This is a genomic window from Allomuricauda sp. R78024, from assembly GCF_044596045.1.
In the GTDB taxonomy this organism is placed as follows: domain Bacteria; phylum Bacteroidota; class Bacteroidia; order Flavobacteriales; family Flavobacteriaceae; genus Flagellimonas.
In genome coordinates, this window is record NZ_CP138995.1 from 293911 (window position 1) to 309966 (window position 16056).

Annotated in this window: 12 protein-coding genes; 1 reads left to right on the forward strand and 11 read right to left on the reverse strand. The window is 39.5% G+C overall.

The window, feature by feature from the left end:
* From SJY44_RS01275 to SJY44_RS01325, 11 genes are all read right to left on the reverse strand, one after another.
* Positions 1-3051, reverse strand: a complete 3051-nt coding sequence (locus tag SJY44_RS01275; RefSeq protein ID WP_396590945.1) for a SusC/RagA family TonB-linked outer membrane protein — start codon at positions 3049-3051, stop codon at positions 1-3.
* A gap of 486 nt (positions 3052-3537) precedes the next feature.
* Positions 3538-4119 carry a helix-turn-helix domain-containing protein gene (locus SJY44_RS01280; RefSeq protein WP_396590946.1) on the reverse strand — a complete coding sequence of 194 codons (582 nt, stop codon included), beginning with the start codon at positions 4117-4119 and terminating at the stop codon, positions 3538-3540.
* Between the two features lie 42 nt (positions 4120-4161).
* On the reverse strand, positions 4162-5226 hold the full coding sequence (locus SJY44_RS01285; RefSeq protein ID WP_396590947.1) for a hypothetical protein: 1065 nt from the start codon (positions 5224-5226) through the stop codon (positions 4162-4164).
* An 11-nt stretch (positions 5227-5237) separates the two neighbouring features.
* Positions 5238-5639 carry a hypothetical protein gene (locus SJY44_RS01290; protein ID WP_396590948.1) on the reverse strand — a complete coding sequence of 134 codons (402 nt, stop codon included), beginning with the start codon at positions 5637-5639 and terminating at the stop codon, positions 5238-5240.
* Positions 5640-5718: 79 nt separating this feature from the next.
* Complete coding sequence (locus tag SJY44_RS01295) at positions 5719-7506, reverse strand: leucine-rich repeat domain-containing protein (protein ID WP_396590949.1); 1788 nt, start codon at positions 7504-7506, stop codon at positions 5719-5721.
* Positions 7507-7540: 34 nt separating this feature from the next.
* Positions 7541-9133 carry a leucine-rich repeat domain-containing protein gene (locus SJY44_RS01300; protein WP_396590950.1) on the reverse strand — a complete coding sequence of 531 codons (1593 nt, stop codon included), beginning with the start codon at positions 9131-9133 and terminating at the stop codon, positions 7541-7543.
* A 34-nt stretch (positions 9134-9167) separates the two neighbouring features.
* On the reverse strand, positions 9168-10469 hold the full coding sequence (locus SJY44_RS01305) for a DUF5018 domain-containing protein (protein WP_396590951.1): 1302 nt from the start codon (positions 10467-10469) through the stop codon (positions 9168-9170).
* A gap of 32 nt (positions 10470-10501) precedes the next feature.
* Complete coding sequence (locus SJY44_RS01310; RefSeq protein WP_396590952.1) at positions 10502-11974, reverse strand: leucine-rich repeat domain-containing protein; 1473 nt, start codon at positions 11972-11974, stop codon at positions 10502-10504.
* Positions 11962-13122 (reverse strand): leucine-rich repeat domain-containing protein, encoded by a 1161-nt coding sequence (locus SJY44_RS01315; protein WP_396590953.1) that lies wholly within the window; start codon positions 13120-13122, stop codon positions 11962-11964. Before SJY44_RS01315 ends, SJY44_RS01310 begins: the two co-directional genes overlap by 13 nt.
* A 112-nt stretch (positions 13123-13234) precedes the next feature.
* Positions 13235-14155 carry a helix-turn-helix domain-containing protein gene (locus tag SJY44_RS01320; RefSeq protein ID WP_396590954.1) on the reverse strand — a complete coding sequence of 307 codons (921 nt, stop codon included), beginning with the start codon at positions 14153-14155 and terminating at the stop codon, positions 13235-13237.
* Positions 14152-14583 (reverse strand): hypothetical protein, encoded by a 432-nt coding sequence (locus SJY44_RS01325; RefSeq protein ID WP_396590955.1) that lies wholly within the window; start codon positions 14581-14583, stop codon positions 14152-14154. Before SJY44_RS01325 ends, SJY44_RS01320 begins: the two co-directional genes overlap by 4 nt.
* 325 nt (positions 14584-14908) lie before the next feature.
* Between SJY44_RS01325 and SJY44_RS01330 the strand changes: the two genes are divergently transcribed.
* Complete coding sequence (locus SJY44_RS01330) at positions 14909-16042, forward strand: helix-turn-helix domain-containing protein (protein ID WP_396590956.1); 1134 nt, start codon at positions 14909-14911, stop codon at positions 16040-16042.
* Positions 16043-16056 lie beyond the last annotated feature (14 nt).

Genomic DNA, 16056 nt, shown 5'->3' on the forward strand with positions numbered 1-16056 from the left:
TTAAAAAGTTAAGTTTAACGTTAATGAATAGCTCTTGTTTGTCGGAATTTGAAAATTGGTCAAGCCCTGTCCATTTCCACTCCCGTATAGACTTAGTTCTGGATCTGCGCCTGTAAATGAGTCGTGCTTTTTAATCCATAGATTTCTTCCTGAAAAACCAAATCGGGCTCCACTAAGTCCAATTCCCAGCTTTTGCAACGATTTTTTAGGCATATTATAGGCTAAGGTGACATTCCGAAGTTTGATGAAATCCGTTTTCTGCACAAACTCTTCCAATTGAGCGTATTGGTTCCAGTATGTGAAATCTTTTTTGATAGCGACCGTGTTGGGTTGACCATCAGATTCCCTTACTCCCTTAATAACCACATCCTTTTCTCGATTAGCTGTTAGGATTGAGGTACCATAGAAAGTGTTGTAGTTCTCATCTAGGTTAAATATTTTACCCCCTACCCTCATATCCATAACCACGGAAAGTGCAAGCCCCTTATATTCAAAACTTGTGGTGGCTCCTCCGGTCCATTTAGGAAGTACACTTCCGGCATTCCCTACATCACCTTGTATAGGAAAACCGTTATCATCCAATAACAAATCCCCACTTTCATTTCGCTTGTAAAGTGTCGTCCAGATAACTCCATAAGGTTCTCCTTTTCTTATAAATATGCCAGGATTCGTAAATCCTGCAAGTCTTACCGATTCTACGCCTTCTGCCAATTCCAATACTTCGCTTTCGTTTTTGGAATAATTGACATTTACATCCCATCTAAAGTCCTTGGTTTGTATTGGGGTAATGTTCAATGTAGCTTCAATACCCTTGTTCTGGATGGACCCAGCGTTTTCAAACTTTGCATTGAACCCAGTCGTGGCATCTTGAGGAACATTAAATATCTGGTCTTCACTACGTCTATCATAGTAACTGACTTCCAAACCTAATCTGTTCTTAAAAAACTGCAGGTCTGCACCTATTTCAAATTCATTGGTAAATTCTGGAGTCAATAAAGGGTTTCCTTCAACAGCGCTTTGCACATAACTCCCAACTCCTCTGAATGGAAAATCTATGTTTCCACGCTGTCCATCACTAGGATTGGCTTTTATAAAATTGGTAGTTGTCGCATAGGCCGGGGCGTCATTTCCTACCCTGGAATACGAACCTCTTAGCATTGCGCGATCCAACCAGTTTCTTAAATCAAAAGCTTTGGCCACATCAAACCCTACGCTGCTTGAGTAATAGAAGAAGGAGTTGTCCTTTTTGGGCAGGGTGGAGGATTTGTCATTTCTTCCCGTAAGGGTCAAGAAAAGAAAATCATTGAATCCAAAGTTGGCCTGTCCAAAGAAAGAAACGATTCTCCTTTCTGTGGTGATTTCGTCCGTGAGCAATGCCGTGGCATTGGAAAGATCATAAAAACTGGGGATGATAAAAGAAGAGCCTTGTGAAAAACTTGTGAAATCCTTAGTGTCAAAAACATTTGCCCCAAGGAGATAATCCGCAGTAAATTTTTCACTGAAGTCTTTATCAAGAGTCACAATAAGCTCTCCGTTAAAGTCACGCGACTTCCTATCGGCAAGTAATAATCTGCCAGTGCTGAACGTACCCAATAGACCTTTATTTTCAAAGACCTTCCCATTGTTTAAACTAAAGTCCAATCCTGCGGTTCCCTTCACGCTAATCCAATCGTTAACATTGTACTCCAAGGACAACGAGGGCAAAAACCTATTTGTAATATACTCCGACCCAGAATTTTCCAAAATATAATAAGGGTTGTTCCTGTTGGTTCTGTAGAGTCTTTGGTTTCCGTCTTCATCCACGGAAGGTCTTAGGTTGTAGGTGATGGGCGCTCCTGCAACGGTCCACATAATAGAACCTTGACCGTTCCCTTCAAAGGGTCTTTCATTAAAACTATTGACATAGTTCAACTTTGCATTCAGCTTAAACTTTTCAGAAATATTGTGCGTAGTGTTGAACAGAAAAGAATACCTATCAAAACTACTTGTTTCCAAAGTCCCATTTTGATTGTATGCAGAAAATGAAGCGAAGTAAGAGGATTTATCTGAACCCCCTCTTACACTAACACTGTTGTCATAGGTAATACCTGTTCTAAAAATCTCAAAACGGTCATAAGTAGGAACATTCAATTCAGAGATTTTTGGCCCCCAATTTAATGAGGTTTGTCTGCCCGGTTCCCCAGAAAAGTATTCTCCATCCCTACCTTGCGCATACTCTGTTTGAAATTCGGGAGCGATAATACTGCTCATTGTGGTAGCCGTGCGCACCGACACTTGGGGTGCCGAATTCTTGATTCCTTTTTTAGTTTGAATTACAATAACACCATTGGCAGCCCTTGACCCATAAATAGCCGAGGCAGCAGCTCCTTTTAGTATGGTAATATCTTTGATTTGCTCTGGAGCGATATCGATAGACCCCCCTGAGGTGCTTCCATAAAACAAAGCTTGGTCCGGATCTGTAGCATCAAAATCATTTTCTGAATTTGAAATAGGTACCCCATCAATTACATACAGTGGTTCGTTACCAAAATTCAATGAAGAGACACCTCTGATCACTATCCGCGCAGAGCTTCCCGCCAAACCAGAGGAATTGTTGATTTGGATACCTGCAGATTTTCCTGCCAAACCATTGATAAGGTCTGCTTCATTGGCCTTCAGCACCTGGTCCGTATCCACTTTTGACACCGAGTAGGCAAGCTTTGAAGGATCCTTCACCTGTCCAAGTCCTACCACTACTACTTCATTCAACGCTTGGGCATCTTCCTCCATTTTCACATTAATCACCAAAGATGGTCCAACGGTAATTTCCTCAGTTCTTTGCCCCAAATAAGTAAAAATCAAGATCTGACCTTTGGCCACATCTATGCTGTAGTTCCCATCAAAATCGGTCTGTGTTCCGTTAGACGTTCCTTTGACAATGACGTTTACACCAGGCAATGGATTGCTGTCTTGATCCACTACCTTCCCGGTATGAACCATGTTTTGTGCGTTCAACATTGTCATTGAAGACAACATCAAAAACACTGAAAAGAAATAATTTTTGATTTTCATAAAAAAACTAGTTAGTAAATTAAAATGAGTCTGTTACTTGAAATTGTAGAGTGGTGATCGTCTTTGATAGCTAATTCAAAAACTTCCTAAAATGAGAACAAAACCGTTAGTTTCATCAATTTATTCCGTATTGACTCCCTACCACCCTACTTCTCAAAATTTTTGACAAAAAAAAGACAAGAAATAGGCCGCTAAGGCTAATTTTATAATATGATACCCATTCACCAATGATTCCTTACTACTTATTTTTATTAAAATGAAGTTTATAAATATTTTAAAATCAGCGCTTTAATTATATTAAGACAATAGAGAGTCAAAATGAGGTATTCAATTTTTCGTCCTTAGGACACGAATGATAGAAAACATCCAGTCATTTTGTAAATCGGTTCTCTACCCATCTTTTTATTTGTTCATAAAGACAAAAAAACACCCGATCAAAAAAAACCGGGTGGGTCACCAACCATAACCAAAAAACCAACGCTTATTTCAAATTTTCCATAACATGCTATGGTTACCGTTTAGGCTTTCGATGAATTCTGAAGGAGTCTTTTTTGTATATTTTTTGAATGCCCTATTGAACGTAGTTTTATTATTGAACCCCACATAAAAGAGCACTTCACTTATACTACCGTACTTCCCCTTTCTAAAAATGGAAATCGCATCCTTTATCCTGTAGTTATTTATATATCTATTAAAGTCTTCGCCAAACTCTTGATTAATCAATTGGGATGTCATATGCGCCGAGATTCCCATTTTGGAAGCTAAATCAATCAGTTTCAACTCAGGGTTTAAATAGGTTTTTTCGTTGTCCATTAAATATTGAAGCTTTGTTTTCAAGTCTTTTGCCAATTCAACACTAAGTCCAGAATTTCTGTACTTCTTTGTTATCTTGTTTTGTTCAATCCTGGTAACTATGCCGGACTTAAGTTCAGCATAGTCACTTTTCACCCAAGGCTTGGTTTTGATCAAAATTAATATAGCGACTATTTGAAGCAGTAAAAACTGTATTATTAATATTAAAAACAAAGCTTCATCATCCACTAATTCTGAGATTATTTTTTGCAGCATGCCTATATTACCTTTTATTGCAGCAATTTTTATTCACTAAGCCTACTCGCAATCAATTCTTTGTTTACTTCCAGGAATCACCCTTCTATAAAATAATGGTCCTGAAAATTTCCCTCCATTATAGGCTTGGCCTACCGTAAACTCTTCAACCAAACATTTACCATTATCATGGGTCGTATACGCATAAAAGCGAATTTCCCTGACCCTAGATAGCTTGTCATAAGACGAGGCATAAAAAGAGTTCCAATCGGTATTGAACTTCACCTTTTTCAATGTTCCATCCCAGCCTTTGTCTTTATAAACCTTGGCCATTACCTTTATCACTTCTTTGGCCAATTGGGGGTCTTTGCGTGCCTCATCTAGGTCAGCATATTTAATGCCTGTAGATACCGTTCCATTTCCGGTTTTTACCAAAGTAAATTCACCAGCGGCCAAGGGTCTGATTACGCTAGCACCTTGGGGAACATATTCTATGCGAACAGTATGCTCGCCTTCGGGCAACTTGTCCAGTTCTTGTAGCCAGTAACGTGATACGGGTTCGTCCTCGGGTTTTGGTGCCAACCAAACCTGCCGTGTGGTATGGTGCAACGATTCTTCGGTAAACTTTACATTTTGTATGGCCCAGCTGGATAGTTCTCCGTTAATGTACAACCTGTATTCGGCAGAGGCATCCCTATGGTCATCATCTCCTCTTGTGACCGCTACTTTCTTTTTTTTGATCAGCTTGTCCAGCCCAGCGCTTCGTTGGTCTTTGTCCGCCCTTTGATCGTTGTACAAAGTGTCATTGGCTATGGAGCATATCAAATACATTCTACCATAAATATGATCGGTAACATTAAGGCGTGTCTTGATCTTTGATGCATCTTCATTTCTGAAAGGAATTTTTTCATTTGAAAAAACAATCTTTCCAATATTATTTCGGTGCATCTCACTTGTAATCTCTTGTTGTGGGAGCGTTTCATGCCAATCGTAAGCAACATAGTTGACCCCGTCCTTTTGGTACTTAAGATCGGGTTTACTGTTGAAATACGATTGTCCATAAAAATTTGTGGCACTAAATACCAGCGCCCCAACGGCTATGGCTAGCTTTACTTTTTGATTTCTCATATTGTTGTTTTTTAATTTTGATTGATTTGAAATCGATACCCTTTTCTGTAAATATTCCCATCATTATCTTCAAGGGTTACTTGGATGATGCTTTCTCTCGTTCTGTCTATTTCGGTCACCAAGAAACTATGGTCGACCTTCACCTGATCAGCCTTTGGGTCACCATAGTTTTGAAGTGTGATATTCAAAGCAGGAATGTCCACAGTTAGGTATTCTGCACCGTCCGAATCCGTCCCTATTACCTCTATCGTAAACTCCCCGCCTAAATTGACGCTTCCATCTTCATTATCGCCAAAGGCCTTTATGGTGATTTCTCCTTTTGAATCAGGTTTGGTATCCAGGTCCACATCTACATCGCAACCTATCAGCCCTACCGCTAATAATGCCCAGCAAAGCTTGAGTTTTCTATTCATCCCAAATTTGTATTTTACAGATTATTATACTTGGCGGTATCATCAATACTGAAATCCGCAAATACCATCATAAAGTCTTTCATGGATAATTACATTGTACGGTATCGTCCCTTTCAAACACTTTTAAATCCAAATCACAGATTGGTCCGAATATAGAGGTCAACTGATTGTTCTGAATGTACAGGAATTCCAATTGCGTAAGACCAGCTATTTGAGAAGGTAAATCGGTAAGCTCGTTTCCATTAAGGTATAAGGTCTTTAACGCTGTAAGGTCACCTATTTCATCAGGAACAAATGGCAATTTATTACCATTTAAACGAAGAACCACTAATTGGGACAATTGTCCCAATTCTTCGGGTATGCTTGTCAGGGCATTTCCACTCAAATCCAAATAATCAAGGTTCGTAAGGCTGAAAAACTCAGGACTAACACTATCTATCTGGTTTCCGTTCAAATATAAACGGGAAAGACCACTGAGTTCATTTATTACCTCAGGGATTTCAGTAAATTGATTATCGCCCAAACCCAACTCTTTAAGACTCGTAAGATTACCAAATTCTTGAGGGAGGTCTTTTAATTCATTATCCCTTAAACCTAAGTCCTTAAGTGCCGTCAGGTTACCAATTTCAGGGGGTAAAACTTTAATCTTATTATCAAACAAATATAAAGTGTCCAACTTTCTTAAATTCCCGATCTCAGTGGGCACAACCTCAATTTCGTTGAAACTGAAATTTAAATGTTGCAGGTTTTCCAGATTACCGATCCAACCGGGAATGACTGTATGTTTACTATCACTAGCTGACAGTTTCTTCAAGTTTACAAGATTTCCCAAGGAAGCGGGTAGTTGGAGCCCTGAATTATATTCAAGGTAAAGCTCTTTTAAATTATTTAACTGTCCTATTTCATCTGGAATCGAGGTGAGGTTATTAAATCCAAAATAAAGGATACGGAGATCCTTCAATTTTCCTATTTCAGGCGGTACAGTGGTTAAGCCAGCAGAATCAATGTATAGGGATCGTAGCTTGGTCAAATCGCCTATAGAAGATGGTAATACTTTTATATTTATTTTAGAGAAGAATAAGGAAAACTTCGTCACCCTTCCATTTTCAACCGTGACCCCTCGCCAGTTGGAAATATCTTCGTCTTCAAGATCCCAGGCCAAACCATTATTGGGGTTGGCGTTGTAAATATCGATAAGCACTTGCCTGTCGCTTTTTAACACCTCTACTTCAACCGTGTATTTTGTTTCAGTGCCGTCCTCGGCAGTGACCGTATAGGTTACGGTCTTGCTAAAATCAACAGCTTCCTTTATTTCTGGGTCAATGCTCGCCCTTGCTGAAATCTCAATAACAGGCTTTAGCGCGGTCACATCCGTACCAAAGGGAACACGGGCCAAAATGGTCTTTTCCGCTTCATCTATCGCTGCCTCAATGTTTTCGGAAAGGCCGTCGTTGTCCTCCTGTAAAAACTGAAATGAAGTAATCGCTTTAGCTTCCGATTCGCCAACGGTAACGGTAACGGTGTACTTTACTTCCGTACCGTCCTCTGCGGTGACCGTATAGGCAACTGCCTCGCTAAAGTCCTTGGCTTCCTTGTCACCTGGGGTTACTTTGGCATCCTCGGATATAGTGATACTCGGTTTTAAGGAAGTAACTGCTGTGCCGGCCGGAAGCTCTGCGGTAACGGTCTTTTTCTCTTCGTCTATGGCTGCTTTCACATCAGCGGAAAGCGCATCATTTTCAGCAGCGGTAAACACAAAGGCGGTAATGGCCTTTGCACTGCTCTTTGCAGTACCGTTGTCATCATCATCTTTGCTGCACGAGGCGAGCACAAATAAGCTTAAAAATAGAATGTTTATCTTTTTCATTGTAGGGATATTTTTTTGGTTTTTTGAATGGGTGCTATTGTTCGCACTCGGCGGTTTCGTCTTTTCTAAAATCCTCTATATTCAGATTGCAGATTTCCTTGGGGATAGTTGTTATTTGGTTAGCTTGAATCCATAAATCTTCCAGATTGGTTAGGTTACCAATGGATGCAGGAATGTTTGTCAATGCATTGGAGTGCAGATGTAGGGTTCTTAGATTTTCCAAGCGGCCAATCCTGTTAGAAATAGATGTTAAGGAAGTAGAGGGCAGATATAGCCTTCTAAGTTTTGTCAAATCCCATAGTTCTTCGGGAAGTGTTGTCAAAGCATTGTTTGCCAAGTTTAGATTTTCCAGATTTTCCAGATTTCCAATCGAGGCCGGAATGGATGTTAAAAAAGTACGGAACAAATCTAAATTTCTAAGTTTTGATAGGTTCCAGATTTCTTCAGGAATTGTCTCCAAAGTGTTATTGCCCAAACTCAGTGACTCAAGATTTGTCAAGCGGCCAATCCAAGTTGGGGTAGCCGTGAGGGAACAAGATTTCAAATTCAATGAGGTAAGGTTCGTCAAATTGCCAAGTTCAGATGGAATTGCACTCAAATTTTGGTTATCTGAAATATCCAACCCTTTAAGATTCTCCAAGTCCCCCATTTCAGCAGGAAGGGCTATGAGCTCGTTATCATAAAAATCCAAAAATTCGAGCTTCTTCAATTTGCCAATCTCCTTAGGTATAAATTGCACAATGCAGCTGCTTAGATACAAACCCTGAAGTTTGGCTAAATCCCCTATGGAAGCTGGAATGGTACTTACTTTACGTTTGAAAGCAACAAATCTTGAACTTAAATCCAATTCAACCACCCTGCCATTCTCCACAAAAACACCTTCCCAGTTGGAGATATCTTCATCTTCAAGGTTCCAGCGCAATTCATTATTGGGATTGGCATTGTACAGCTCAATCAATACCTGTCTTTCATCTTTCAACACCTCTACTTCAACCGTATAGGTCACCTCGGTTTCATCCTCGGCCGTGACCGTATAGGTTACGGCTTCGCTAAAGTCCTTAGCCTCCCTATCGTTCGGGGACACCTTTGCTTTTTCCGAGATGCTTATACTTGGCTTTAGCGCGGTCACATCCGTACCAAAGGGGACACGGGCCAAAACGGTCTTTTCTGCTTCCTCTATTTCTGCCTCAATGTTTTCGGAAAGACCGTCGTTGTCCTCCTGTAAAAACTGAAATGAAGTAATCGCTTTAGCGTCCGATTCGCCAACGGTAACGGTAACGGTGTACTTTACTTCCGTACCGTCCTCTGCGGTGACCGTATAGGCAACTGCCTCGCTAAAGTCCTTGGCTTCCTTGTCACCTGGGGTTACTTTGGCATCCTCGGATATAGTGATACTCGGTTTTAAGGAAGTAACTGCTGTGCCGGCCGGAAGCTCTGCGGTAACGGTCTTTTTCTCTTCGTCTATGGCTGCTTTCACATCAGCGGAAAGCGCATCATTTTCAGCAGCGGTAAACACAAAGGTGGTAATGGCCTTTGCACTGCTCTTTGCAGTACCGTTGTCATCATCATCTTTGCTGCACGCAGCGAGCACAAATAGGCTTAAAAATAGAATTTTTATCTTTTTCATTGTAGGAATATTTTTTTGGTTTTTTGAATGGGTGCTATTGTTCGCACTCGGCGGCAGTGTCTATTCTGAAATTCGGTATGTTCAAATCACAGATCTCCTTGGGTATGAGCGTAAGCTGATTCTCTTGTAGCAATAATGTTCTTAGTTTGGTAAGATTCCCAATAGAAGCAGGGACTGTGGTCAACAGATTTTTATTGGCCAATAAGACCCCAAGATTTATCAGTGCACCTATTTCAGTAGGCAAACTGGTGAATAGGTTGCCTCCCAATCGCAGATCTCCTAGGTTTTGTAAGTTTTCAATCTCAACAGGTAGACTGTTCAACTTGTTGCGTTCAACGAATAGCGTAGTTAGGCTGGTAAGCTTACCTATTTCTGAAGGAATATTGACCAGTTGGTTTCCTGTTAGATAAAGAACTTCTAACTTGTTTAAGTTACCAATGGTACTAGGTACATTCTCTAGTTTACCGTTGAAAATTGACAAGAATTTAAGGTTTAAAAGATTTCCTATCTCATCTGGCAGGTTGGTAAATTGATTGCCTGAAAGCAACAAAGATTTTAAATTTTCTAGCTTTCCAATATCCGCATCAAGTACGGTTAGGAAGTTATCACCCATAGATAGGGATTCAAGCTGTGTCAACTTCCATAGTCCAGTTGGTATGTCCGTGATCAGGTTCTCAGCAAAGGATAGGTCTTTTAGTTTTGATAGCTCACCTATTTCATTTGGCAGCTCGGTTATGTCATTGCCATCTAAATTCAGCTTCAAAAGATTGGAAAGCTTTCCGATTACAGGGTTTAAAGCTGTCAAATTCTTTTCAAAGAAAATCAAGCTATCAACCTCAATATTGTCAGTTGAATAAACACCATCCCAGTTAGACATATTCTCATCGTCAAGATCCCAATCAAGGGTATTATCTGGGTTGACATTGTAGAGTTCAATCAATACTTGTCGGTCTGTTGGCGCTTTTATGACTACGGTAATAGTATATTTTGTAGTACTGGCATCTTCGGCCGTAACGGTATACTCTACCGCCTGGCTAAAGTCTTTTGCCGCATTGTTCTCGGGCGAAACCTTGGCTTTTTCAGAGATTGTAATACTGGGCGTTAAGGCTTTGACATCAGTACCAAAAGGTACTTCGGCAGTTATTCTTTTTTCATCTTCATCTATAGTCGCTTTTACATCAGTAGAAAGCACCTCATTTTCAGCGGCTGTAAAAACAAAGGCGGTAATCAACTTTGCATCGCTTTTTTTGATGTCACTACCAGTATCGTTGTCATCATCCTTGCTGCACGAAGCGAGCACAAAAAGGGTTAAGAATAGAATCCTTATTTTGTTCATTGTAGGGATATTGATTTTGTTTTCAAATGGTATTATTGTTCGCACTCGGCGGTAGCGTCTTTTGAAAAATTCCGTATGAACAAATCGCAGATTTCTTTGGGGATGCTGGTAATCTTATTGCTCTCAATCCATAATAGATTAAGTTTTGTGAGCTTGCCGATATCGGAGGGCAACGATGTCAGGGAATTACTGTTCAAATGCAAATTTTCAAGATTCGCAAGCTTGCCGATATCGGAGGGCAACGATGTTAGGGAATTAAAGTCCAAACGCAATTCTTCAAGATTCGTGAGGTTGCCAATCTCGGGGGGTACTGATGTCAAAGAATTACCCCACAAATGTAAGTCTTCAAGGTTAGTCAGATTGCCGATTTCGGGAGGTACCGATGTCAGCGAATTTTCGGATAAAGTCAACTTTTTAAGGTTTATCAGATTGCCGATTTCTGAAGGAAGCGACGTTAAGGAATTTTGGTCCAAAACCAATTCTTCAAGATTTGTCAGATTGCCGATTTCGGGAGGGAGCGACGTAAGTGAACCGATGACCAAAAACAATTTTCCAAGGTTCGTCAGATTACCGATTTCGGGAGGGAGCGACGCAAGGGAACTAGAAGACAAATCCAATTCTCTAAGATTTTTCAGGTGTCCTATTGCAGTGGGCAAGCTGTCTAATGCCAGATTAAGTTTCATCAGCTTACCGTTATCGTCAAGTGTTACTCCGCTCCATGTAGCGATATCCGTTTCTTCAAGGTCCCAGCCAAATTCATTATCAGGGTTGGCATTGAAAAATTCAATCAAGACTTGTCGGTCTGTGGGCTCAGTCAAAAGGATACTTACAACATACTCAACCTCACTACCATCCTCGGCCATGATCTTGTAAGTTACGGCTTCGCTAAAATCAACAGTCTCCTTTATGCCCGGAGCTGCGCCCGCCTTTTCCGAAATCTCAATAACAGGTTTTAGTGCAGTCACATCTGTACCAAAGGGCATTTCTGCCGTAATGGTTTTGGCCTCTTCATCGATTTCTGCCTTTACGTCTTCTGAAAGGGTTTCGTTATCAGCTGCCGTGAACACAAAGGAGATGATCTCCTTGGCATTGGACTTTCCAATGGTGACGGTCACGGTGTACTTTACTTCCGTACCGTCCTCTGCGGTGACCGTATAGGCAACTGCCTCGCTAAAGTCCTTGGCTTCCTTGTCACCTGGGGTTACTTTGGCATCCTCGGATATAGTGATACTCGGTTTTAAGGAAGTAACTGCTGTGCCGGCCGGAAACTCTGCGGAAATCGTTTTTTTGTCTTCGTCTATGGCTGCTTTCACATCAGCGGAAAGCGCATCATTTTCAGCAGCGGTAAACACAAAGGTGGTAATGGCCTTTGCACTGCTCTTTGCAGTACCGTTGTCATCATCATCTTTGCTGCACGCAGCGAGCACAAATAGGCTTAAAAATAGAATTTTTATCTTTTTCATGGTCAAAATTTTATTGATTTGTTTTTTGATTATTCTTCGCAAGTAGCGGTTTCGTCTTTTCTAAAATCCTCTATCAGATTGCAGATTTCCTTGGGAATAGTTGTTATTTGGTTAGCTTGAATCCATAAATATTCCAGATTGGTTAGATTACCAATGGATGCAGGAATGTTTGTCAATGCATTGTTGTTCAAATGCAAAACATTAAGATTAGCAAGGGTCCCAATTTCATCAGGAATAGAACTAAGGGCATTATTGGACAAAAACAAATCTATCAGTTTTGTAAGGTTACCTATTGAAGGCGGAATAGATGTTATATTGTTCTTATCAAAGTTTAATTCTCTAAGATTAGATAAATAGCCTATGGAAGCGGGCAAACTATCTATTCCAAATGCATCTAAACGTAACTTGACCACTCTACCGTTCTCAACGATAACATTTTCCCAATTGGAGATGTCCTCATCTTCTAGGTCCCAAGAAAGTACATTATCAGGGTTGGCATTGAAAAATTCAATCAAGACTTGTCGGTCTGTGGGCTCAGTCAAAAGGATACTTACAACATACTCAACCTCACTACCATCCTCGGCCATGATCTTGTAAGTTACGGCTTCGCTAAAATCAACAGTCTCCTTTATGCCCGGAGCTGCGCCCGCCTTTTCCGAAATCTCAATAACAGGTTTTAGTGCAGTCACATCTGTACCAAAGGGCATTTCTGCCGTAATGGTTTTGGCCTCTTCATCGATTTCTGCCTTTACGTCTTCTGAAAGGGTTTCGTTGTCCTTTGTCAAAAACTGAAACGAAGTGATGGTTTTGGCATCCGATTTGCCCACGGTAACGGTAACGTCATAAATTCGTTCTGTACCGTCCTGTGCAGTTATCTTATACTCAATTGGTTCACTGAAGTCCTTGGCCACCTTTTGTTTGGGACTTACTTCTGCGTCTTCCGAAAACCCAATGGTGGGCCTCAAGGATGTAATATTCGTACCAGAGGGGACCTCTGCCGTAATGGTCTGCTCCGAGCGGTCTACATCCGCCTTTACGTCTTCAGACAAAGCATCGTTGTCCGTAGCCAAAAAGACAAAAGAAGTAATCACCTTGATATTATCCTCAAATTCATCATCCTTATCTTTTGAACATGAGGCCATTGTAAGACATAAAGCACTTAGAAGCATAAGTAGGGTACTCTTTTTCATATATCAATTTTTATTATTAAATATTGACATCAAAAGTAGAAAGTGGTTGTAACAGACTTTCGTCAAAAAATGAATACTTTTTTGGTGTTTAGTATGGGAATTCCAAAATTAATTAAGTATTAATACGATAATCAGAAGGGGTTTGACCGAACACTTTTTTAAAGACTTTTCCAAATACAGAGGCATCATTATAACCAAAAAGATCGGCTATCTCACTTATTGAAAATTGCCCTTCCCTGACATATCTTTCCGCTTTGGCCATTTTCAAGTTATTAATATATTGATGGGGTGTTTGGCCATATACAATTTTGAAAGAGGAGTAGATATGAAATCTTGAAAGAGCCGAAACACGACTAAGTTCATCCAATGATATGGCATGCTTTAAATTGTCATTTATATAATCATTTGCTATAAGCAATCTCCTTAAGGTTTCTACTTTTGTGGAAGGTTTCTTTGCCTCAATTTGGGTAGCCAACTCGTATCCTTTTCGCTGGTCTTTAAAAATGGCCTGTAATACCTCAATGCAAAGCTCATCTGGACATGTATTGAGGTATTCCGAACTATTGCTAAGTTTGTGGATGTTCTTCAATTGCCTTCCTGACCTATAATTATCAGCCACTAAAGCCTGTTCAATAAAATCCATATTCCCTGTCAGATGGCGGTAAGGATTATCAAGCATATCTTGAGGCGAAGCGCTAGTAAAAAAATCAAACTGCTCTATAAAACTATTCGTGACCACTAGACTTAAGACATCTATACACTCACATTTAGGGTTAACATACTCCCAACTTTGTCCAGGGTTAACGACCATAAACTTATCGGCATCTATTTTTAAACCCTTATTGTCAATCAAAAACTCTCCGCATCCCTCTTTAAAATATACGATAGTAAGATTGCTGTTATCAAAACGATAATTGGTCAGTTGTGTACAAAACCGCATCAAATAACTTCGATCCTTTTCAAAAATTGGTGGTTTTTTACTGCTGTATTTTGAAAAATGGTCGTAATAATTGTCCGTATATCTAGATATCATATCTCGTGTTTATATGAAGCATTTTCATCAAGTCCTTCACCTCCCTCAGTGCCCCGGTATTGACTTGCGACAACCACATAACCCCAGCTAGCTAACTTTCCTAAAAAAAAGTCTATCCCAACTTCATTCCATTTGCTAAAATCACCTATTCCCTCGCTATTGGATATGATACAAGGAAAATCACCCTTTTCACTTGGTTTTACAAAAAACCCTTTAACTTTTAAAGAATCTGATAAATAGGTTATTTCATAGAATTCGACATGATTTATAGCCTTTGCCAATTCAGGATCGGCTTTTTGAAGTATAGAAATAGTCGAATCGCTCAAAAGCATACTTTGCTTTTCCAAAATTTTGCCATTTTGAGCACTTATTAAGGAACTGTATAGATAAAATGAAAGTATAATAGCTTTAAAAAGATAAGACTCCATACCTATATATTTTGAACCATTATCATAATCGTTCTATGGTTAGTAGCTTTTGTTTTAGGGTTCAAAGATGCATTGGTCAAGTCCGTTTAACGTCCCAGTATTGAAAAACTGGGACATCATTTAACAAAAAAATAATACTCCCAAATACATTTTTTGTGTTCCTTGGGCATCTGATTCATAAAGAATTTCAAGGGCCTACAAATTTTCCTATTAGAGAAAGTAAAATTTGAAACGTTAAACCGTTATACTTCTTTCAATTTTATTTTGATAGCTAAAGGTTGTTTATAACTTTGATGGCCTTTTAGGATTCAAAGACCATCTCACTATGGAAGAAAACCAGTTATTGGGACTTATGGTACTAGCACTTTACATGCTTGTTGTTTTTGCTCCTTTTTTGTTTTTGGCCATTCTACTTTTCAAAAAAAACAAAGAATTTCATGATAAAATTCTAGTAGCCTGGTTAGTTGTATCTGTGGCAAACTCATTTATCGAGTTCATAAAAATTACCGAAACTCCAAGTTCAATAGCTTTTTTACTCGATTTAAACAGGACCTTTTTATTATCCAATCTCTTTTTTTTCTATTGGTATTTCAGAAGTTTGATACAAAATGAATTCAAATGGAGCAGCAAGCTAACATGGACGCTTTTGCCTTCATTAGTTTGGGGTTCAGCCTGCATTGCCAACTGGTCATCCCAATGGTTTTTTTTAAAGAATGACTATAGGTATAATTCACTTGTATTGGAACATGAAAAATTTTCCGAATGGTTGGAAGCTCCTGTTGCATTAGGAGCGATTTTTATTAGTTTTTGGAGTTGGTCCAAACTACAAGAAATGGGGAAACTTCCAGATAATAATGTGCTTTTAAAACAAACTGATAATTTAACAAGAGTTTTAGTGATTCTGGCATCAATTTATTTTATTGTAGCCAGCTGGGAATATGGTTTATCCAGAGTATTGGACAACAAAACCCTTCGCTTGATTTGGGTAGCTTTGTTTTTGGTCTTAGTTGTTGGGCTATTGGTGGCCCTGGGTTTCTTTCTGATCAGACAAAAGAGTCTGTTTAAAAAATCGAGGCCGTTCATGCAAACCAACAAGATAATTGATAACGTGTTTCAAAAGGTGGTAGATCTTATGATAGATGACAAGCCTTACTTGAATCCGAATTTGACAATTTCGAAGCTCTCGGTTTTATTGGAAGAAACACCACAGAAAGTTTCTGAAACTATCAAAACAAAAACCAACCAAAGTTTTTATGCTTTTATCAATAAATATAGGGTAGAAGAAGCTAAAAATTTATTGAATGATACCACCTACAATTCTTATTCGATTGTTTCAATTGGTTTAGAGTCGGGGTTTAATTCCAAAGCAACGTTTAATAGAGTATTTAAGAATGAAACGGGCATGACGCCCTCTACCTATGTTGAGTTGGCAAAAAGTTCGGAAGATATGAACTCTTAAGAGAAAGAAATTTA